A 22,400-nucleotide genomic window follows, 5' to 3' on the forward strand; every position below is an offset into this window, starting at 1 on the left:
CTTTTATTTTAGGTGCATTCTATTTAGAAATGGTGATGGTATCGCCATCTTCTAAGTAGGCTTGACCCAAAGTGATCACTTGATCACCAGCATTTAAACCGCTGATCACTTCAAACTGATCATCAAATGCAGCGCCTAATTGGATGGCTTGTTTTGTTGCAATTGTACCCTTTACAAGATAGACATAGTCCGTATCGTCCTCGTGAACGACTGCAATTTTTGGAAGCGAGACCACTTTTCTAGGTGCATCTGTAACGATTTTGAGTTCTGCGAACATTCCCGGTTTGATACTCAAATCACTATTCTCGATTTCCACCATTACAGGATAAGTTTGATCTGATCCTGTAATGGGGCTGATGCCTTTAACCGTCCCAGATTTTTCGATGCCCACAGTGGGCAGATTGATCACAACAGATTGCCCTGATTTAAGACGGTTAATGTCTTTTTCGGTGACGCCTGATTCTACGGTGAGCGTATTGATGTCTACGATATCATATAGCGGCGTTCCTGGACCAACGGATACGCCCATTTGCTCGTATTTTTTTGAGATAATGCCATTCATAGGGGCTTTTATAGTCATGTGCGCCATCTGGTAGTTGAGCTGATCGGTGTTAACTTTACCAGTAGCATAGTCCAGTTGAGCTTTAGTTAAATAATCTGTAACCTCTTCAATTTGTGATTGTGTTGCATTACCTGATTTATAGAGTTCATTTGTTCGATCAAATGTGCGCTGTGCGGAATCAAGTGAAAGTTGATAAAGGTCATTTCCGATGACGGCTTGACGTTTTTGAATTTTGAGTAAGGTATCATCTAGTTTAACTAAAGGGTCGCCAGACTTTACAGTATCTCCAACCTCAGCGGCCATAAAATTGATTTGACCACTGACAATGGCAACGACAGTTTGAATTTTATCTGCTTTAACTTGGCCTGGAATGCTGAGATCGGTCACAATTTCTCTCTCTTCTATGGTCTGAGCTTCAACAGTGATCGCTTCAATTGGTTTTTCAACTTCAAGGGGTGCATTGGGGTCTGCTGATTGTGTGCCTGAACATCCCGTAAGTGCGATCACTAGTGTAGCGGTGAGTAATAAGCGTTTCATATGAGCCTCCTAAATTGTTGCAGCGGTTTCGGCTGCATTGGTTCTTGATTTTTTCTTTTCTTTTTTGTCAATTCTATTGATCTTAAAAGATTCTAACATCGTATAGAGCGTCGGAATTGCCACTAATGTCAGTATAGTAGACATCATGAGTCCAAAGATGAGGGCAAATCCCATTTGCTCGAAAAATTCTTGTTTTAGTGTAAGTGGCAAAATACCACCTGCAGTGGTTATGGTTGTTGCAAGTACAGGCATAAATCGCGTTTTACCCGTTTCTCTTACAGCATCTAGGAGTTCATAACCATTCTGGCGAAGATAGTTGATGTAATCTACCAGAACAATGGCATCATTTACAGCAATACCAACGAGGGCGACGACGCCGATAAATGCAAGGAATCCAAAGCTGTTACCCGTTAAGAATAATCCAGGCATAACCCCTATGAGACCAAGTGGTACAGCAAAGAGGACGATAAAGGGTTGTGAAAGTGAATTAAATTGTACAGCGAGTATGAGATATACTAAAATAGCTGCGATCAGCATATTGATAAACATATCTGTAAAGGAATCTTGCATATCGCCGAGTTCGCCTTCATAAGTGATGCTAATCCCCTCTGGTAGTTTATAATCTGCAATTTTGGCTTTAAATTGATCAACGATTTCCACTGTGTTGATATCCGCTTCTGTTTGAGATGTCACATTCACACGTCTTTTGCCATCTTCATGTCGAATTGTAGGGGAAGTTGCCGTTTCTTTAAAGGATGCAATTTGATTAAACCTTATGGCTTGTCCTAATCTGTTGTAAAAATAGAGGGATTCAAGATCGCCTTTAGTTTGGACGTCATCCATACCCGAATAGATCATGACATCAATATCATCTTGATTACTTCGATAAGTGGTTGCGTTGATACCAGAGACGGTATTTCTAATCGTTGAAGATATGGTCATTTCATCAATGCCAAACTTTGCAGCCTTTTCTTTATCAATGCTGATTTCCAGTTCTGGTCCGCCACTTGAAAGTGAAGTGCTGGCATCTCTTGTCCCTGGAATTGTTTCAAGAATACTTTCGAAGTGATTTGCCACTTCTTCCATTTTTTGAAGATCCTCTCCAATAAGGCCAATGGCAACTGCTGATCCACTTGGAGGGCCACTTTCCAGTTCAATAACTTCTAAATCAGCACCAGGTATAATTTTTAGCGCTTCTCTAAGGTCAGCGGCAATAGCCATTGAGGTACGTGTTCTTTCTTCTTCTTTACATAAATCTATAGTGATTCTGGCGATATTAGGTGTTCCGCCACCAGAGCCAGCACTGAATGAATCAAAACTATCAGCTCCCGTTATACCGACATTAGAGACAAAGGTTTTAATTTCTGAATACGTAAACAGTATTTTTTCAACTTTCTGCACAACTGCGTTTGTCTGCTCAAGTGTGGCCCCTTTTGGTGTATTGATATCCACATATAAGCGCTCATAGTCTGTCTGGCTAAACATTTCCACTTTTAAAAGGCCAAGTGGGATTAAAGAGAGACTGGTGAAAAAGGCAAGAATAAGCACCAGTATTACAGTCCATCTTTTTGATTTTTTACTGACGATTTTATAAAGGCGTTCTCCGTAAGCTTCTACAATCGGATGATGACCTTTGTTTTTCTTGCCAAAGTAAACTTTGGCGAACATTAAGCCACCGAAAATAGCCGCAAATATAAATGAAAGTAATCCATATGACGTATCATCTTTAAAGGCTTGCATTGAAAGGACAACAATCAATAAGACAGAGAGCACCTTGGAAATTTGAGATCTTGTTTTAGGTTTTGCGAGGCTGATATCATGTTGTTTTGCCAATAACCGTGAGCAAAGCGCTGGTGTGATGGTAATCGCCAACAAGAATGATGAGCCAAGTGCAAACATAACGGTGATTGGAATTGAGCGAATAAACTCACCCATGATCCCTGGTGTCAGTGCAATTGGGAAAAAGGCAGCAAGTGTTGTTAAAGTAGAGGCCATGATGGCAGGTGCAATCTGATTGGTACCTGCTTCAGCAGAAAGTTTTGCATTAAGGCCCATACCTCTTAACCGGTCAATGTTCTCCATGATAACGATACCATTATCTACCAGCATGCCGACGGCTAAAACCATCGAAAAAAGTGTGATGGTATTTAAAGTCATCCCCGCTAGATTTAGAAAATAGAGCGTCATCATAATGGCAAGTGGTATAACGATAGAGACGATGCCTGCTTCTCTTAGACCAATGAATAAGAAGAGCACGACAATAACGAGGAATAAACCTGAAAGGGCATTACTCGTAACGGCACCTAAAGAATCACTCACGAATTCAGCAGTGTCACCACTGACTTCCACAATGAGGTCAGAAGGGTAGAGTGTGCCTTTTTCGTTGTTTAGAATAGATCTGACCAATTCACTGGTTTTTATGATGTCTGCTGTTTCTTTTTTCTTTACGGAAAGTGCAACAGCCGTTTTCATACTTGGAGATTCAGATTCAAGGCCTTGCGACATTCTGGAATAGGATTCAACTTCTTTGTAACCATCTTCAACGATGGCGATATCTTTAATCCGAACTGGGCCCGACCCTTGATAGGCTATGATGACTTCGTTTAAGGCGTCGACGGACTTGAGTTCTCCAACAGTTCTAATATTATACGTTTTTTCATCCAGTGTAGCGGTACCCCCTGGATAATTTAAGTTGGCAAGTGCAATACTCGTTTTGATCTGATCAAGGGTAATGCCATAAACAGCAAGTTTTTGTGGATCAATATGCACCTTGATCTCTCTTTCAAGACCGCCAATGATCAGCACTTCAGAAATGCTATTGTCTGATTCAAGGCGTTGCTTGATCTCTTCAGCAAAACGTTTTAAAGTCACGAGATCGTAGTCACCAGAGATATTGATGATCATAATCGGCGAATTGTTAGATTGTAATGATGAGACAATGGGTGTCTCTACATCGGAAGGAAATTCTAAAGCGGCGGCGGTGGTTTTTTCACGGACTTCGTTCATTTTCTTTTCCATGTCCACACCTTGCTCAAATTCAAGCCATACGTTTGCTATGCCTGACGTGGAATATGAGGATAGCATTTTAACGTCTTCAATTTCCTCTAACTTTGTCTCTAGGACATCTGTTACCAGTGTCTCAACCTCTTCTGGTGCAGCACCTGGATAAACCGCAAGGACTTGCCCATAAGGCAGAACAATTTCTGGATTTAATTCCCGAGGGAGTCCCAAATAAGCACTTACCCCAACGATAACGATTGCAACTAAAATTAAGTATACAATTTTGTATCGATCAATAAAAAAAGCAGCCCATTTTCCTAAGATGTTCTTCGGCTGTTGTAGCTCGGGAATGCTTTTTAGTTCTTCATTTTGTTTCATGTGATTCCTCCCAAACAATAAATATAAAGTAACTGTGAATAATATGTCTAATAATACCTTAAATTAGTTAAAAAAAGATTAAAACGATATTAGAAAAATTCATTTTAAAGGATTTTATTAAGTTATAGCGAATAAATCATAAAAGTAGTATAACATCTGATGGCAGCTATTGTAAATATACGATCCGTAGAGGGGGCCTGTATGGCATATGGAAGACAAAAACCTGATTTGGAAATGCTCTTCATCGCGGGCATGGTGTCATTTTGTTCACTTTTCTTTTTTAATTTCTTCGTTGAAGGATTCATCATTACCATTTCAGTTATTGCAATGCCAGTATTACTCTACTGGTATGAGGAAGTCAATCCGATCAAAGTGGGGATAATGATTGCAATTGCATCGCCCTTTTTTAGAATGTTTACGCTTTTATTAAGTCATATTTCACTGGAAGAAGCTTTCCAGGTGATCTGGCCAGAGATTTTTTTTTACATCACTTACAGTATTTTATTTAATGCACTATATGTTAAAAGAGATCGAAAATTAAATGATCTGGTGATTGCGGTATTTCTCAGCGATTTCATTTCAAACATTGTGGAGATGTCTTTAAGACTTCAAACCCTTGGCATTTCATTAAGTGTTTTTAGGGGGCTTGCTATTATTGCGCTTGTAAGAACGATGATCATCATTGTGATGGTTATAGTGGTGAAGCAGTTTAGAACGCTTGTAGTAAGGGAAGCGCATGAAAGACATTATCATTACTTGTTAATGATGACCTCTAACTTTTGGAGCGAAATTTATTTTATGGAGAAAAACATCAATTATATAGAAGCACTTATGGCAAAGGCTTTTAAACTGTATCATAAGGCGGAATCCAGTCAAGCAGATCCTGAAATTGTGGCAATAGCACTTGATGTTGCCAAAGAAGTTCACGAGGTAAAGAAGGATTACATTAGAGTCATTCAAGGTCTTGAAGCCATCACCGAAAAGAAACTTTACGATTTAGAAATGGGGATTCATGAGATTGTTAAGGTCGTCATAACCAATACGCATAAATGTTATAAAGAAAAGGAACCCAATATTCACTTGATTGAAAATGTTAAAAGTCAGGCCTGCGTCAAATATCATTTTTACATGACTTCTATTTTAAGAAATTTAATTGGCAATGCAATAGAAGCTTTTGATAAGGAGGATCATGGTTATGTCAGAATAGATGTTTTTGAAGAAGCTGAGGCGCTCTTTATGGAGATATCAGATGATGGCAAAGGCATTAAATCAAGAGATTTTCCATTTATTTTTAATCCGGGATTTAGCAGTAAATACGCATCAGATTCTGGTGATATTCAAAGAGGCATGGGCTTAAGTGTGGTAAAAGGCCTCGTTGAAAATGTCTTTTTAGGCACCATTAAGGTTGAAAGTACTGAAAATGTGGGCACGAAATTTACAATAAACATATCATTAAAAAATCTCTCAGGGGGGGCTATATGAGGTTTTATATATTAGATGATGATGTTAACACGGTTCAAATGCTGTCCAATTTAATCGAAGATTTAGATCTTGGAACAGTGGTAAAAACAGGAACAGACCCAACGGTCGCCGAGAAAGAAATCAGACAGTATAATGTCGATATTTGCTTAGTCGATTATTTGATGCCCAAACTCGATGGCAGTCGGTTGATTCGAAATGTTAAAGCAGAGGCAGATCATATTGATTTTATCATGATTTCTCAAGTGTCGGATCCCGAAATGGTGTCGAAATCTTATCTCAACGGTGCTGAATTTTTTATCCACAAACCGCTGAATACGGTTGAATTTAAAAAAGTGGTTCATCATGTCATTCAAAAGCGGCAGATGGTTAAAAAGTTGGATCATATTAGGCAATTCCTAGGGGAAGGTGTTCAAATGAAATCTACTACGATTTCCGTAAAGCAGAAATTTGAACAGGTGTTTATGACTCTGGGGATGATGGGAGAGAAGGGGACCAATGATTTGGTTCGTGTCTGTGAAGCTTTATATCATGTAGAAATGCTCAAAGAAAAAGCGTTTAACCAATGGCTTTCGGGGTCAGGAGAACGCCCTAAAACAGTTAGTCAGCGCATGAGAAGAGCGATGAGCAAGGGTCTTAACAACATGGCACATCTTGGAATAGAGGATTTTGGTCATGAGACGTTTGTGCATTATGCTTATAAGCTCTTTGATCCTCAGAGTATAAGAGCGGAAATGGATTTTATTAAGGGAAAGCGAAAAACAGGGGGAAAACCTAATCTATTTCACTTTATCAGTTGCATGATTGTAGAAGTAGGAAGTCACGAACAGTAAAATATGTACAGGACACAAAGAGACACAGAAATTTATTTCTGTGTCTCTTTGTGTCTAATTGAGGCAAAGTGAATTTTCAGAATATACTGAAAACATCAATTGTATATGGATTACAATTGCGACACTAATTTTAAGGGGGATATGAAACATGAAAAAAGCAGTATCTATTTTAATGATTATGATGTTGGTTTTGGGGCTTTTAGCAGGGTGTTCATCGAGTGGCACAGCAACTGGAGCTGCGGCAGAATCAGAGGTGATTAAAATTGGTTGGATAGGTTCTTTAACGGGAGATCAAGCGATATGGGGCACTTGTGAGTTCAATACCGTTCAAATGATGGTAGAGGATGCCAATGCAAATGGCGGATGGCTAGGCAAGCAGATCGAAGTGATTGGATACGACACAAAGGGCGATTCACTAGAGGCGGTTAATGCCGTTAAGAGACTGGTAGGTCAAGATAAAGTCGTCGCAATTATTGGGCCCAATGCATCAGGACAAGCAATCGCCATTAGTCAGGTGCTTGAAGAAGCTGGCGTGCCTGATATCGCAACTGTTGCAACTAATCCTAAAGTGACTGTAGATGAAAACGGCAACACAAAGCCTTATAATTTTAGAGTTTGCTTTATTGACCCCTATCAAGGCGCTGTAGCTGCAGGGTATGCATATGAAGTTTTAGGACTTAAAAAAGCCGCCATATTATACGATGTGGCTGATGAATATTCTCAAGGCTTAACAGAGTTTTTTGAAAAGACATTTGTCGAACTCGGTGGCGAAATTGTCGCTAAAGAAGCCTTTAAATTTGGAGATGTAGACTTTAGACCTCAATTGTCATCTATTAAAGAAATCAATCCAGAGATGATCTTCATGCCTTACTTCTTTAAAGAAGTGGCATTGAGCAGTACTCAAGCGCGTGAACTCGGCATCAATGCAGTTTTAATGGGGGGCGATGGTTGGACTTCTGAACAATTGCTTGAAATGGCTGGTGATTCTGTCCAAGGCAGTTATGTGGTCAATCACTTAGATTTTGAAGATCCAGATGTGCAAACGTTTAAAAATGCTTACATGGCAAAATATAATGCCGCAGTGGAACTCAATGGTTATTTGGCATATGATGCCTTTAGATTGCTTGAAGAGTCTGTAAAAAAAGCAGGTGTGGCAGATTCTGTTAAGATCAAAGAGGCTATGGAAACTGCAGAAGTTCAAGGGATTACAGGAAAAATAAAAATCAACCCAAAGACGCATAATCCAGAAGGTAAAGAAGCGGCCATTTTGAAAATCGATCAGAATAAATACGTGTTCCAAACTAAATATTCTGTTGAAATTAAGTAAAGGTAGAGTGTTGCTCAACTTATGGGTTTGACACCCTAACCATGTTAGAGGCTCAAAAGAGGAAGAGAGCGCTTGGCGCTCTCTTTTTCATAACGAGGGCAATAATGGGACAATAACTGGATGGCTGTTATTTCCCGAGTTTTGCAGCAAAATAATACATAGGTATCCCTAGACTAAAGTTGTTTTAACTGGTCTAGGGATTTTTTATTTTATTTTTCTTTCATTTTATTATGGATTAAAGTGATTTATTATGGTATAATTGTAATATCTTTGTTTAGGAGTAATAATATGTTTCTACGTAAAATTAATCAAAAACACACAGGACGTGTCTATCTTTCTATTGTTGAAAGCTATCGAGATAAAACAACTAAAAAAACTAAATCAAGAACCATTGAAAGTCTAGGCTATTTAGATGAACTAGAAAAAAAGTTTAAAGATCCCATTGCTTATTACGAAAAAATCATCTGCGAAATGAATCAAAAAAAAGCTTTTGAAAATTCAGATATTCTTGTTAAGTACAAATCTAATGACAAATTAGAAGTCGGCACCAACAACCGTAAAAACTTTGGCTATGCCGCTTTCAGCGCCATCTACCACACACTTGAAATTGACAAGTTTCTCATCAATCGCCAACGTTCAACGAAGATTGAGGCGAGCACCAATAACATCATGAAGCTCCTTGTTTTTTCAAGACTCCTTAACCCAGGCTCTAAAAAGAAAGCCTATGATCAGCGAAATGATTTTTTTGAAAACGCTCATTACTCTCTTGATGACGTCTACCGCGCACTGAGTTTTTTCAATGAAAAAGGCAATGAGTTGCAGCTATGGATGAATGAAAAAGTCAAAGAAAACTACGGACGAGATACCAGCCTTGTTTACTACGATGTCACCAATTATTATTTTGAATCGGATTGTGAAGATGCTTTTAGGTGCAAAGGCGTCAGCAAAGAGCATCGTCCAAACCCCATTGTTCAAATGGGCCTTTTCATGGACACCAACGGCATCCCCATTACCTACGATCTTTATTCAGGCAATACCAATGACTGTCTCACCTACAGACCCACTTTTTCTAGAATGAAAAAAGAGTTTGATTTAGGAAAAGTCATCGTGGTTGCTGACAAAGGGATGTCCACAGGTGACAACATTCAGTACACACTTTCAGCAAACGATGGCTTTGTTTTTAGTTACTCCGCTAGAGGCGCCAACAAAGCTTTAAAAGACTATATTTTAGATGAAGAGGGCTATGTTTTTAAAGGGGATGACTATAAGTGGAAGGAACGCATTTACCCGACTGAAATTTGGGTTACCATGACTTCTGGAAAAAAGCAAAAGAAAACCATCGATGCCAAGCAAGTGGTTTTCTATAGCGAAAAATATGCGAAGAAAGCTAGGATGGAACGCGCTAAAGCCATTGAAAAAGCTAAGAAGCTTATAAAAACACCTTCAAACTATAATCGCTCTACATCCTATGGGGCTGCTGGATATGTGAAGAACCTTAGTTTTGTAAAAGATACTGGCGAAATTGCTGATATAACTGCTTTAAGCCTTGATGAGGAGAAAATAAAAGCGCAAGAGGCTCTTGATGGCTACTACGTGCTCATCACAAGCGAATACAAGAAGAGTGCCAGTGAAGTGATTGAAATCTACAGAGGCCTTTGGAAGATAGAAGAATCCTTTAAGGTTACCAAAAGTGATCTTGAAACGAGACCTGTATATGTTTCAACACAAGACCACATCAAAGCACATTTCTTAACATGCTTCATAGCTTTGGTGCTTGCTAGGATTTTAGAGTTTAAAATGGATGGCAAACACACCATCACACGCATCATCGACAGTTTAAGCAAATGTACATGTACAAATGTAGATCAAAACTATTACTTGTTTGATTATTACGATGAAGTTTTAAAGGATATCGGAGACGTGACAAATGTTGATTTTTCAACGAAGATAAGAACACTTCAACAGATTAAAAAAAATATTTCAGAAACCAAAACGAGATAGATTTACGCTACAAAAAAACGCAAAAAAAGAAACCCTTGAATCCCACTGTTTGCAATGGGATCAAGGGTGTTTTTTTGTTGTTTTGCTGCAAAAGTCAAGTTAGAGGCTCAAAAGAGGAAGAGAGCGCTTGGCGCTCTCTTTTTCATAACGAGGGCAATAATGGGACAATAACTGGATGGCTGTTATTTCGCCCAGCGTAGGGTTGGTCATCCAATAAGAAGTGGCAACGTTAGCAATTACGATTAGGGAAGGTGGGGCTATGACAACTTTTTTTCAGCAATTGATCAATGGTATTTCCATCGGCAGTGTATACGCTCTAATGGCTGTGGGTTATTCTTTGGTGTACAGTATCATGAATTTTAGTAACTTTGCACATGGTGGCGTTATCATGCTGGGTGCCTATATGGGCTTTTTTGCGCTTGCAGTAGGGAATTTGCCCTTTCCAGTGGCGATGATTCTGGCAACACTGGGTTCTGCATTACTTGCGATTGTTCTTGAGCGCATCGCGTACAATCCACTTAGAAAGAGAAATGCACCTTATTTATATTTCATTATTTCTGCAATGGGCGCTTCTATATTTTTAGAAAATCTAGTCATTGCAATTATTGGGCCGAATTTTAAGACCTATCCTAAAGTTTTTGAGAAGGAGCCCTTTTTGATTGGAACGCTTGCACTGGGAAGGCTCGACGTGATGATGTTTATCATTTCTGCAGTTTCTCTGACAGCGCTTTTGTTTATCATCGAAAAGACGAAGACGGGGATGGCGATAAAAGCCACGGCTTACAACTTGAGAGCAAGTGCACTTATGGGCGTTAACACAGACCATATTATCTTCATCGTATTCGGTCTGGGTGGTGGGCTTGCTGGGATTGCGGGTGTTCTATTTGGAATGAAATATACTGTATATCCTCAGATTGGCTTTATCACCACTAAAGCATTCATTGCCGCTGTATTTGGCGGATTAGGCAGTTTATCTGGAGCGGTGCTGGGTGCGATATTACTGGGGGTAATTGAAACCATTACAGCAGGTTATTTTTCGTCACAACTAAGAGACCTCATTGCGTTTGCACTTTTGATCTTCATCTTGGTCGTCAGACCTATGGGCATCATGGGCAAGCAAAATGAAGATAAGGCATAGGAGGGGAATATGGATTGGTATTATGTTGAAGGTATTCTCATACTATCGGGGATAAACTTATTAGCAGTACTTGGATTATCATTACTAACCGGTTTCACAGGCTTATTTTCATTTGGCCATGCAGGCTTCATGGCAATAGGGGCTTATACCACTGCATTTTGCACCATGACCTTAGGACTCAATTTTTATCTTGCACTTGTTATTGGAGGCTTAATGGCGGGCATTATGAGCTTGATCATAGGGAAGTTGACTCTCAATTTAAAAGGGGATTATTTCATCATTGCCACTTTGGGATTTGGTGAGGCAATCCGGCTTATTTTAGACAATATGCAGTATTTCGGTGGGGCCAGAGGATGGCCTGGGATTACAAATCATACCTCTCTTATGAATGTGATCGTGATCAATATCATCGGCATTGTGATTTTGGTCAACATCATAAGTTCTAAACATGGCCGCAATATGAAGGCCATTAGAGAAGAGGAAATGGCATCCAATATCATCGGCATTGACGTCTTTAAATATAAACTCAAATCACTTTGGATCAGTGCCATGTACGCTGGTGTTTCGGGAGGATTATTGGCACACTACATTGGATTTTTGCAGCCGAAGATGTTCCAAATGATCAAATCGACGGAACTTACTATCATCGTCATCTTCGGAGGCTTAGGGAGTGTCACCGGTTCAGTGATCGGTGCAATTGCACTTACCGCTCTACCGGAGGTGCTGAGAAACGTCAAGGAATGGCGCTTGGTGATTTATGGGGCAACAGTTGTGCTCATTATGATCACAAGACCTCAAGGTTTAATGGGGGGCAAAGAGTTTAGACCGATTCAATATTTGAAAAAATGGTTTGGCAAAAAAAATAAACCCACTGCGGAACAGGAGGTCTAAATGAGTCTGCTCGAACTTAAAAATGTAACGAAACAATTTGGCGGTTTAACAGCAGTTGGCAATTTTAATCTCAAAGTTGAATCCAAACAAATTTATGGGTTAATAGGGCCAAATGGCGCTGGTAAAACGACCATTTTCAATTTGATTACTGGGATTTATAACATCACAGAGGGTGAGATTTTATTTGAAGGCAAACGCATTGATAAAACGCCTACCTTTAAAATTGCAGATGTGGGCATCACCAGAACCTTTCAAAATATCCGGCTTTTTAAAAATCTCACCACTTATGAAAATATTTTGACCGCTTGTCATTTTAATACGGCTTATTCACTTTTAGATAGCGTGTTGAGGACGAAGAAGTACAAAGAGGGTGAAGCTATTTTACATCAAAATGCAAAAGAACTTTTAAAAATTATGGGGCTTGAGGAACGTCGTGATACGATTGCTTCTAATTTGCCCTACGGCCTTCAAAGGCGTCTTGAGATCGCCAGAGCGTTGGCACTTAGACCTAAACTCTTGCTTCTCGATGAACCCGCTGCAGGGATGAATGAAGAAGAGACCTTCCAATTGTTAGATTTGATTAAACAAGTGAGAGATCAGTTTGACTTAACCATACTCATCATTGAGCATCACATGGACCTCATTATGAATCTCTGCCATGAAATTACCGTGCTCAATTTCGGTAAGGAACTGGCGGCGGGTACCCCAGAGATGATTCAATCCAATCCAAAAGTAATCGAAGCTTATTTGGGAGAGGGGGAAGCCGCATGTTAAAAATAAGAGATCTCAATGTGCACTATGGGGGTATCCATGCACTGAGAGGCGTGGATATCGATGTGGAAGCGGGTCAGATCGTTTCCATTATCGGCTCAAATGGTGCTGGAAAGAGTACGCTTTTAAATGCCATTTGTTCTGTGGTGAAGACGAGCAAAGGCACGGTTGAGTTTAAAAATAAGACACTTCCAAAACAGATTAATAAGATTGTTGAAATGGGGATTTCTCAAGTCCCTGAAGGTAGATTGATCTTTGCAAATCTCACGGTGAAAGACAACTTGATGATGGGGGCTTATCTCAGAAAGGACAAGATTCAGATTCAAAAAGACCTTGAGAATGTGTATGGACTCTTTCCAAGGCTTTTGGAGCGAAAAGAGCAGATGGCTGGCACTTTAAGTGGTGGTGAACAACAAATGCTTGCCATGGGTAGAGGTTTAATGTCTGATCCAGATCTCATTTTACTGGATGAACCCTCGCTGGGACTTGCGCCTTTACTGGTGAATACAATCTTTGAGATTATTTTGAACATCAAGAAGATGAATAAAACGATCCTCTTAGTGGAACAAAATGCCTATAAAGCGCTCTCCATAGCAGATGTGGGTTATGTGCTCGAACAGGGGACGATCGTCAAGAAAGGCCTAGCATCAGAGCTTATAAAAGATCCCGTAATTCAAGAAGCTTATTTAGGTAAGAAAAAAGTATAAACTGAAAAATACATCTCCCAAAATCTAATTTTAAAAAGACCCTTTTGGGTATCATTAGGCGCATTTGATTTGTGCTTTCCGAAATGACACTCAAAAGGGTTGTTTTGCTATTAAAAATTAAGTAGTAAAATCACAAGGAATATCGTATACTAAAGGGTATCGTTAAATAACTCTCTAGAGAAAATCGTGGTGAATCATATGAGTAAGGGACCAAATCAAAATAATGGCAAGCCTTCAAGTAGAGGCAAAGGCTTTAATACGCCTAAATCAGGCGAAGGTAAATCAACGAGCGGAAAGTCTTCAAAAGACAGTCGTTCAAAAGGCAATCCCTCAAAGGGAAAACCTTCATGGAGCAAAGGCTCAGATGAAAAGTCGACCAGTGAACATTCAGAACATTCAAAATCAGAACATTCAAAATCTGAGCCTATAAAATCAGAAAAAGGCAAAGCGGAAGGTTTTAAATCCGATAAGACGTATAGTAAGAGCAGAGTTTCAGCAGGTAGAGCAGGTGCGGGCAAATCAGTGGGTAAACCGACAGGTAAACCAGCGGGTAAAGGCTTTGGTAAGAGAGCAGACAAAACAGAGACAGACATTAATAAACAAGGCAGTAAACCCTTTGAAGGTCAAAAATTTGAAGGTCAAAAATCTGATGCACAAAAAACAGATTATAAAAAAGGTGTTCGATCTAAATCAGGCTCTGATTATAAGAAGTCAGGTTATAAAAAAGAAGGCGATGATTTAGAAGGGGCTAAAACTTCTGAATTTAAGTCTAAATATAATAAAGATCATAAAAAACCTGAATACGGCAAGAAGGCAGAATATGGCCAAAAAACCGAATACGGTAAGAAAAGGGATTCAGGAAGTTCATCAATATATGGGAAAAAGCCTGAGTATGGTAAAAAAATAAATCCTTACAAAGCTAAAGAAGTGAAGTCTGATGCTACTACTGGGTTAAAAACGGAATCACATCATCCATCGGATGCACTTAAAAATGAAAAATGGGATCGCAATAAATCAAAGAAAGGGCCAAGGCAGTCTAAAGGTTATGGTGCAACACAAGTCTCTGACGCATCCTTTCAAGGTGACGAAAACAGAAGATTTATAGTTAAGTGCTCAGACATGGCTCAAGATGGAAAAGGCATTGTTACAATTGAAGGCGAAAAGTACTTTCTCAGCAATGTGATTGAAGGTGAGACTGTTTTAGTGGAAATGATCACAAAAGGGAGACGTAAGTACGTTAACCTTTTAGAAATTAAAGAAGCCAATGCATTTAGGGTGACTTCACCTTGTGAAATTTCATCAAATTGTGGCGGTTGTCAGCTTCAACATTTATCATATGCGGGACAGCTTCACTTTAAACAATCTAAAGTCAATGCGCTCTTATCTGAATATGGAAGAATTTTGCCCATTATTGGTATGGAAAATCCAGCCCATTATCGAAATAAGGTGAATTCTACTTTTTCATTAGGTTTTAAAAGTAAGATTATATCAGGCATTTTTGAAGAAGAGTCCCATAATGTGATTTCAGTAAAGGATTGTTTAATTCAAGATGAGCGTGCAAATGCAATCATTGAAACCATTAGAACGCTGATGCCATCGTTTAAAATGATGCCTTATGATGAAGATGCTGAAAAAGGATTTCTACGTCATGTGCTCATCAGAACAGGTCATGTGAGTGGTGAGGTGATGGTGGTGCTTGTTGTGGTGAGTCCGATGTTTCCAGAGAAGAACCATTTTGTCAAAGCGCTTACGGAGGCACATCCAGAGATCAAGACCATCGTTCAAAATGTGAATCATAAAAAGACCAGTATGGTCTTGGGCGATAAAGAAGTCGTTTTATATGGCAAGGGCTTCATAGAGGATACGCTCTGCGATACGGTCTTTAGAATTTCTTCAAAATCATTTTATCAAGTGAATCCAATTCAAACGGAAATTTTATATAATAAAGCCATCGAAATGGCAGATTTGACAGGTAAAGAAGTGGTACTAGATGCTTACAGTGGTATCGGTACGATCTCTCTAATCGCAAGTCGCAAAGCCAATCATGTGGTGGGCATTGAACTCAACAATGATGCGGTGAAAGATGCCATTTCAAATGCAAAGCGCAATAATATTGAGAATGCAAGATTTTACAATGGCGATGCTGGCGACTTTATGAGAGATGTGGCCAAAGCGGGTGAGCACCTCGATGTGGTCTTTATGGATCCTCCGAGAAGTGGCAGTGATGAGATCTTCTTAAATGCTTTGGTAACACTTGCGCCTAAAAAAGTCGTCTATATTTCGTGTAATCCGTTGTCACTTGCACGTGATCTCAAGGTGCTCGTGGCTGGGGGTTATCAGGTGGAAGTGATTCAGCCGGTGGATATGTTTCCTGGGACTTGGCATACTGAGGTCGTTGTGAAGCTTGAAAGACGGTAGAACGCAGTAAAATCAATATATTGAGCCACTGAATGTGTAGATGACATTCAGTGGCTTTTTGTATTAGGGAATAGAGCCAGTGTTACTATCAGTGTTCTATCACTTCTTGTGTTAGAGCACTGGCAGAAAATCAATTTAGATATTCCTGTGGTAGTTTAGTCCTATTATCTGCATAAGAAGATTGGTTGCTGCATATTAATCGGAAGAAAATATGCAGCAACATTTTTTCTTTATGCATATTGCATTTGTTATATGCATAATTTAATGATACAATAATGCATAAAGAAACGTATTGTGCAGAAAGAGGTGGAATATGCGTGCATTTGACTATAGTAAGATTCCAAGTGAACTACTTTGTAGCGAAATCATTAATTTGCTTGCAGCAATTCATGAATATAAGGGCAAGCAAGAGCTTTTCATTGAAGCAAAACCAGATATTTTAAATGCGATGCTTGAAGTTGCAAAGGTTCAAAGTACAGGTGCGTCTAATCGGATTGAAGGGATTTATACTTCAGATGACAGGCTTCAGGCCATTGTAAAAGAAAAAGTTGAACCAAGGAACCTCTCAGAATCAGAGATTGCAGGTTATCGTGAAGTTCTTCAGTTGGTTCATGAAAACTATGAGTATATGAATCCGAGAGTCAACGTCATTCTGCAGCTCCACAGAGATCTTTATCAATTCAATCCGATGTCAATAGGTGGGCGATTCAAGAATTCGGATAATGTCATAGCTGAAATTATAGACGGGAAGGAACGTATTCGCTTCGAACCATTGAGTTCGTTTGAAACACCTGATGCCATGGAAAGACTTTCGAGTACTTTCATAGAGGCAATTAACTAAAAGCAACAAGAGCCACAGTTGTTGATAACAATGTTCATTTTCGACTTTCTCTGCATCCACCCGTTCAATGATGGTAATGGTAGGATGAGCAGACTGCTGACGCTTTTATTACTTTATCGCTCAGGCTATATTGTTGGTAAGTATATCAGCTTGGAAATGATTATTGAGAAAACGAAAATAACCTATTATGAAAAGCTTGAAGAAAGCTCAAGAGAGTGGCTTGAAACCAAACACAGCTATTTGCCGTTTGTGAAATACTATCTAGAAATCGTCCTTAGCGCTTATAAAGAATTTTCATCAAGAGTTGAACATTTGCATAACAGAACGCTTTCAAAGACTGAAAGAATCAAAGTGTTATTTGACAATACCTTAGAAAAATTATCTAAAAAAGATATTCTCGAAAAATGCCCAGACATCAGCATGTCTACCGTTGAACTTACGCTTTCCGACTTGTTGAAGAATAGCTATATTATAAAAACCGGTGCTGGTAGAAGTACTGCATATATTAGAAATACAGATTACCGATAGAGTTGAGCAATTTGTTTCTCCTGACAGTTAACATATATTTGTAATCAGAGCGACTCCGTGAAGGACCAATAGGTTTAAGCGACATCAATTTTGTCTCCTCAAGGCATACTGAGGTCGTTGTGAAGCTTGAAAGACGGTAGCAATCATACCGCCTCAGGTTAAATATGACAAACATCTGCGCGTAGAACAGAAGACGCTTCGTGTAGCCGCTTACTGTAGAGTCAGCACCTTGTGGAGCAACAGGAAGGAAGCTATAAAGCACAGGTTGACTATTATACGGAGAAAATCAATAGCAATCCCAACTGGATGCCCTTCAATATATTCGAAAGCTGAAGGAAAAGAACATCCCAGTTATTTTTGAAAAAGAAGGGGTAAACACCATGGAAAGTGGTGGCGAACTCCTAATAACGATCCTGAGCAGCCAAGCACAAGAAGAAAGCCGAAACATCAGCGAAAACACAAGATGGGGATTAACAAGGCGGTTTGAAAACGGCATTATATCAGTCAATCATACAAAATTTTTAGGCTACACAAAGGATGATGATGGAAACCTAGTGATTGTTCCAAAGGAACTATATCATCAGGTGCAGGTGGAAAAGGCCAGAAGAGCTAGCCTAAACAAATCTGCGGGTACAAGGAAATCAAATAAGTCAAAAAAAGAAAAGAGTGAGTATAGCTCTAAATACGTAAAATCTATTTGCGGTTTTATTTGAAAATAGGAGACTTGTTGCTAATATTACGTTTTAAAATAATAAATTTTGTCCCTAAACTTGACATTGTGTCCCTGAGTATCTATAATGAAATTAGATTCCGTAAGATTCTATTCTGAGGTGAAAGTAATGAAAAAAAAGAATGTTTTAAATTTAATAAAATATTATGCTGAAAAGAATGATGCAGCTTTCAAAAATGAAGCATATGAAATCGCTAGATACTTTGATGAGGTAAATAATTATCAACTTTCTGAGTATATAATGGCGCTTCTATCGGATACAAATACGTTTTCTCCTCAAATGGATGTAGGAACGCAAATGTACTTTAAACGTGTGGATGTAAATTCAGAATCGCTCCCTTTGCCTGATAGCATAAAAGATAGCGTTTTAGGAATTGTCAATGCGATAGGGCACAACGCAGGTATAAATAAGTTCTTATTTGAAGGCCCACCTGGAACAGGGAAAACTGAAACCGCAAAGCAAATTGCACGAATACTTGAGAGAGATCTATTTATGGTTGATTTTGACTTAGTAATTGACAGCAAACTGGGTCAAACATCAAAAAATATAGCAAACCTATTCGAAGAAATTTGCAATGTATCTCATCCAGAAAAAGTAGTGGTTTTGTTTGATGAGATTGATGCAATTGCAATTGATCGCATAAATTCAAATGATCTACGTGAAATGGGGCGAGCTACATCGTCTGTTTTAAAAGGGCTTGATAATTTGAATAACAATGTTGTTCTTATTGCAACAACCAATCTATATAAGTCGTTTGACAAAGCACTGACAAGAAGATTTGATTCTGTAATTGATTTCAGCAGCTATACTAAACTGGATTTGGTGGCTATTGGCGAAATCATCCTTAATGATTTGTTGATTAAGTTCAAATCTGCCGGTAGAAATATGAAGCTATTTAGAAAAATATTAGAGAGTATGCATCAAATCCCTTACCCAGGAGATTTAAAGAATTTGATTAAAACATCGCTAGCATTTAGTGATCCCAATAATGAGTATGATTATTTAAAGAGGCTATATAGCGCTGTGAATAAACACAATTCAGAAACAGGTTTAAAAGATTTACAAAATAGAGGCTTTACAGTGAGGGAAATTGAAATTTTGACTGGCATATCCAAGAGCCAAGTATCTCGTGAGTTGAAGGAGTAATTGTGTATGAATAGTTTGTTGCAATTAAAAGGCACGTTTGAACAAGCATCTAGTAATTCACAACCTGGATCTCCAAACTTACCCGCAGGTAAAAGCGTTAAAGTTGCTCAATTAGAAATACTTAAAAATAACTTGAAGGAACTTAGAAAGTTTTGGTCCAAAGAAAGTATTGTTTCAGGTGCACTTATTAGTGTCTATTACAATAAAGTTGCAGCTAAAAGCAACAGGATACAAGGCTTACTGTCAAAGGGAAGTACTACAGCCAATAGTTCAATTGTTGGTGCGAGATTTACAAAAGAAGATTCGCCAAAGCATATAATCACGCACTATGTAGACATGGACTTAATTGATGAGTCAATCGAGCGATTAAGTGAGTGTATTGAGATTTTAAATAGGAAGTTCAATGGGGTAATCAGCCATGACATTATCAAAAAAATCAATTCCAAGCAAATAGCATTCACTTCTACTAAAATTGCTAAAACAAATTTTCTAAGAGTAATTGTGGATGCTTATTATGTTGAAAAGTTCGATGTGTTGGTTGATCTCATCGATTTGAAAGATGAATCTATCATCACAATATATAAAACAGATGTCAAAGCGACAAAGTTGATGGAGAAATTAGGAATCAACTTGCAGTTTACAAGAGTAATGGATGATACAACGCTATTATTAAGACCTGATGAGTTAGCGCTCTTAAAGCAGAAGGCCCCATATTTAATATCAATGGCTGTCAGTGACATAACTCAACTTACAAAGGATGATTTTGATTTTTGTGACACAGATGTCATCACAATACCATTGCCAAAAAACGAACCTACAATCGGCGTTATTGATACCATGTTTGACAATAAGGTTTATTTTTCTGAATGGGTTGAATTCAAAAGCATGCTATCAACAGATATTCCATTAACACAAAGCGACTATTTTCATGGCACTGCAGTTTCATCAATTATTGTAGACGGTCCGGCATCTAATCCTTTAATGGATGATGGTTGTGGTAGATTTCGAGTACGACACTTTGGTGTTGCGGCTGGAAACAAATTCAGTTCGTTTTCAATTTTGAGAAACATAAATGAAATCATTACTTCTAATAAAGACATTAAAGTTTGGAATTTATCTCTTGGATCTAAACTAGAAATAAATCCAAATTTCATATCACCAGAAGCTGCAATTCTAGACAGAATACAATATGAAAATGACATCATATTTGTTATTGCAGGAACAAATAAAGAATCATCAGAAAAGCAACCCAAAGCAATCGGGACGCCAGCTGACTCAATCAATTCTATCGTTATTAACTCGGTAGATTATTCTAATCGTCCAGCATCCTATACGCGTAAAGGACCAGCTCTTTCGTTCTTTACAAAACCAGATATTAGTTATTACGGGGGAGACGGGAAAAATCATATGCGTGTTTGTACTTCAACTGGGGAAGCTATGGTAAGAGGAACATCATTTGCAGCACCATGGATAGCAAGGAAAATGTCATATCTAATTGATATTCTTGGTTTAAGCAGAGAAGTGGCAAAAGCACTTCTAATTAACTCAGCTACAGGTTGGAACAAACAAGAATTTGACTCTTCTTTAATTGGACATGGCATAGTACCTTTAAAAATTGATGACGTTGTTCGATGTCCAGAAGATGAGATCCAATTTGTTTTATCGGGTGTTTCTGGAAAATATGACACTTATAATTACAATATTCCAGTGCCCATTAGTAAAGAAAAGCATCCGTTTATCGCAAAAGCTACGCTTTGCTATTTCCCGTGTTGTTCACGTAATCAAGGTGTTGATTACACTAATACTGAACTTGATATACAATTTGGTAGGTTGAACGAGAAGGGTATAAAACCGATAGATAACAATTATCAAACATCTGAAGTCGAGAGTTTCACATGGGAAGAAGATGCTAGAAAGCTCTTTAGAAAATGGGATAACGTGAAGCACATTAGAGAGATTTCCCAAAAGGGTAATCGCGCTAAAAAATGTTACGATAAAGGTATATGGGGTTTAAGCTTAAAAACAAAAGAACGGCTAGCGGAAAAATTTGGAGTTGGTTTAAAATTTGGCATAGTTATAACGCTTAAGGAGATTGATGGCGTTAATCGCATTGATGATTTTGTTAAGAATTGTTTTCTTAGAGGGTGGCTTGTAAATAGAATCGATGTTGAAAATAGAATTGATATTTACAACATTGCCGAAGAAGAGATTGATTTTAATGATTAAGGTTTAAATTTATTTAGAAGAGAAAGGACGTGTTAAAATGGCTAAAAATCAACAATCTGAGTTGGTCATTCATCGTCCAAATGGTCAAATAAGAGAAAAGAACTCTTACGGAAATGATCCGTACCCACCTAAAGGTTAAGCATCAGAATCATAAAGGTCAGACTAGCATGATTTAAGCTGTCTGGCCTTTATGATTTTGATGATATAACTAAATCAATATTGAATAAGACGATTGATCGGATTGTCATCAAGAGTGAAAAAACTGCAACTGTTCACTTTAAGTCCGGATTAATTATGGAAGAAGACTTTATCAAGACAATTGAATAATTGTTCAGAATAAAGCTCTCAAATCACGACAAGTTTGAAAGTTTTATTGCGCACAATTTTTACTAACTGGTAAAGTTGTAGCAACACTACAAGGTGTCGAACGAAAATGATGCCCGTTTCGATTCTAAAGGAGCGGTGGTAGAAGCGAAAAAAGTGGATTGTTATGGTCCGTTTTCGAGAAAAACATCCTGCCGCCAAGGCCCCAATAGGTTCAGGCGACATTCAGTGGCTTTTCGTATGCGGAAAAAGATCCACTGGATATTTAGATAGTCACAATATCATCAGGTGCAGGTAGAAAAGGCCAGAAGAGCAAGCCTAAACAAATCAGCGGTTACAAGGAAATCAAACAAGTCGAAAAAAGAAAAGTGTAAGTTCAGCTCCAAATACGTACTTACTGAGCTACTAGAATGTGCAGAATGTGGCCATGCCTATAGAAGACAGACCTGGTCCAAATACGGACAGAAAACAGCCGTATGGCGATGTGAAGATAGACTTAAAAACGGAACAAGCTCTATTTTATAGAGACTTTCAGAGAGAATGTCATCCGGGTCATAGGCAA

The 22,400-nt window shown here is 38.5% G+C and carries 16 protein-coding genes and 2 pseudogenes; 16 read left to right on the forward strand and 2 right to left on the reverse strand.

All coding sequences use genetic code 11. The annotated features are described in order from the left end of the window. Nucleotides 1-19: 19 nt before the first annotated feature. Both F3D3_RS18435 and F3D3_RS18440 read right to left on the reverse strand, forming a co-directional pair. Nucleotides 20-1,099, reverse strand: coding sequence for an efflux RND transporter periplasmic adaptor subunit (locus F3D3_RS18435; RefSeq protein WP_069875931.1), 1,080 nt, complete (start codon nucleotides 1,097-1,099; stop codon nucleotides 20-22). A gap of 9 nt (nucleotides 1,100-1,108) precedes the next feature. Beyond that, the gene (locus tag F3D3_RS18440; RefSeq protein WP_069875932.1) at nucleotides 1,109-4,477 is read right to left on the reverse strand and encodes an efflux RND transporter permease subunit; all 3,369 of its coding nucleotides are present in this window, start codon (nucleotides 4,475-4,477) and stop codon (nucleotides 1,109-1,111) included. Nucleotides 4,478-4,678: 201 nt separating this feature from the next. Between F3D3_RS18440 and F3D3_RS18445 the strand changes: the two genes are divergently transcribed. The 16 genes and pseudogenes from F3D3_RS18445 to F3D3_RS23520 all read left to right on the forward strand — a co-directional run bounded on the left by F3D3_RS18445 (nucleotide 4,679) and on the right by F3D3_RS23520 (nucleotide 22,363). After that, entirely contained in the window at nucleotides 4,679-5,959 is a 1,281-nt protein-coding gene (locus F3D3_RS18445) for an ATP-binding protein (protein WP_069875933.1), read from the forward strand. Continuing rightward, on the forward strand, nucleotides 5,956-6,789 hold the full coding sequence (locus tag F3D3_RS18450) for a DNA-binding domain-containing protein (protein ID WP_069875934.1): 834 nt from the start codon (nucleotides 5,956-5,958) through the stop codon (nucleotides 6,787-6,789). The genes F3D3_RS18445 and F3D3_RS18450 overlap by 4 nt, the downstream gene beginning before the upstream one ends. Nucleotides 6,790-6,937: 148 nt before the next feature. Then, a complete protein-coding gene (locus F3D3_RS18455) occupies nucleotides 6,938-8,116 on the forward strand; it encodes an ABC transporter substrate-binding protein (protein WP_069875935.1) in 1,179 nt (392 codons plus the stop codon). Between the two features lie 288 nt (nucleotides 8,117-8,404). Then, entirely contained in the window at nucleotides 8,405-10,117 is a 1,713-nt protein-coding gene (locus tag F3D3_RS18460) for an IS1634 family transposase (RefSeq protein WP_069870979.1), read from the forward strand. Between the two features lie 259 nt (nucleotides 10,118-10,376). Beyond that, a complete protein-coding gene (locus F3D3_RS18465; RefSeq protein WP_069875936.1) occupies nucleotides 10,377-11,255 on the forward strand; it encodes a branched-chain amino acid ABC transporter permease in 879 nt (292 codons plus the stop codon). A gap of 9 nt (nucleotides 11,256-11,264) precedes the next feature. After that, nucleotides 11,265-12,146, forward strand: coding sequence for a branched-chain amino acid ABC transporter permease (locus F3D3_RS18470; protein WP_069875937.1), 882 nt, complete (start codon nucleotides 11,265-11,267; stop codon nucleotides 12,144-12,146). Beyond that, complete coding sequence (locus F3D3_RS18475; RefSeq protein WP_069875938.1) at nucleotides 12,147-12,920, forward strand: ABC transporter ATP-binding protein; 774 nt, start codon at nucleotides 12,147-12,149, stop codon at nucleotides 12,918-12,920. Next, nucleotides 12,914-13,624: an ABC transporter ATP-binding protein gene (locus tag F3D3_RS18480; protein WP_069875939.1), complete on the forward strand. Its 711-nt coding sequence runs from the start codon at nucleotides 12,914-12,916 to the stop codon at nucleotides 13,622-13,624. Before F3D3_RS18475 ends, F3D3_RS18480 begins: the two co-directional genes overlap by 7 nt. Nucleotides 13,625-13,822: 198 nt before the next feature. Then, nucleotides 13,823-16,042, forward strand: coding sequence for a 23S rRNA (uracil(1939)-C(5))-methyltransferase RlmD (gene rlmD / locus F3D3_RS24755; protein WP_242877169.1), 2,220 nt, complete (start codon nucleotides 13,823-13,825; stop codon nucleotides 16,040-16,042). Between the two features lie 313 nt (nucleotides 16,043-16,355). Next, nucleotides 16,356-16,883 (forward strand): hypothetical protein, encoded by a 528-nt coding sequence (locus F3D3_RS25260; RefSeq protein ID WP_374700091.1) that lies wholly within the window; start codon nucleotides 16,356-16,358, stop codon nucleotides 16,881-16,883. A gap of 18 nt (nucleotides 16,884-16,901) precedes the next feature. Next, on the forward strand, nucleotides 16,902-17,411 hold the full coding sequence (locus F3D3_RS25265) for a Fic family protein (RefSeq protein WP_374700092.1): 510 nt from the start codon (nucleotides 16,902-16,904) through the stop codon (nucleotides 17,409-17,411). Between the two features lie 142 nt (nucleotides 17,412-17,553). After that, nucleotides 17,554-18,106 (forward strand): annotated as a pseudogene (locus F3D3_RS18495) (recombinase family protein); the annotation flags it as partial. A gap of 144 nt (nucleotides 18,107-18,250) precedes the next feature. After that, nucleotides 18,251-19,288: an ATP-binding protein gene (locus F3D3_RS18500; protein WP_069875941.1), complete on the forward strand. Its 1,038-nt coding sequence runs from the start codon at nucleotides 18,251-18,253 to the stop codon at nucleotides 19,286-19,288. A 6-nt stretch (nucleotides 19,289-19,294) separates the two neighbouring features. Next, nucleotides 19,295-21,514, forward strand: coding sequence for a S8 family peptidase (locus tag F3D3_RS18505; RefSeq protein ID WP_069875942.1), 2,220 nt, complete (start codon nucleotides 19,295-19,297; stop codon nucleotides 21,512-21,514). A gap of 37 nt (nucleotides 21,515-21,551) precedes the next feature. Next, nucleotides 21,552-21,653 (forward strand): annotated as a pseudogene (locus F3D3_RS23515) (DUF2188 domain-containing protein); the annotation flags it as partial. A gap of 473 nt (nucleotides 21,654-22,126) precedes the next feature. Beyond that, nucleotides 22,127-22,363 (forward strand): zinc ribbon domain-containing protein, encoded by a 237-nt coding sequence (locus tag F3D3_RS23520; RefSeq protein WP_374700093.1) that lies wholly within the window; start codon nucleotides 22,127-22,129, stop codon nucleotides 22,361-22,363. Nucleotides 22,364-22,400 lie beyond the last annotated feature (37 nt).

Origin of the sequence: Fusibacter sp. 3D3 (genome assembly GCF_001748365.1) — a bacterium.
In the GTDB taxonomy this organism is placed as follows: domain Bacteria; phylum Bacillota; class Clostridia; order Peptostreptococcales; family Acidaminobacteraceae; genus Fusibacter_A.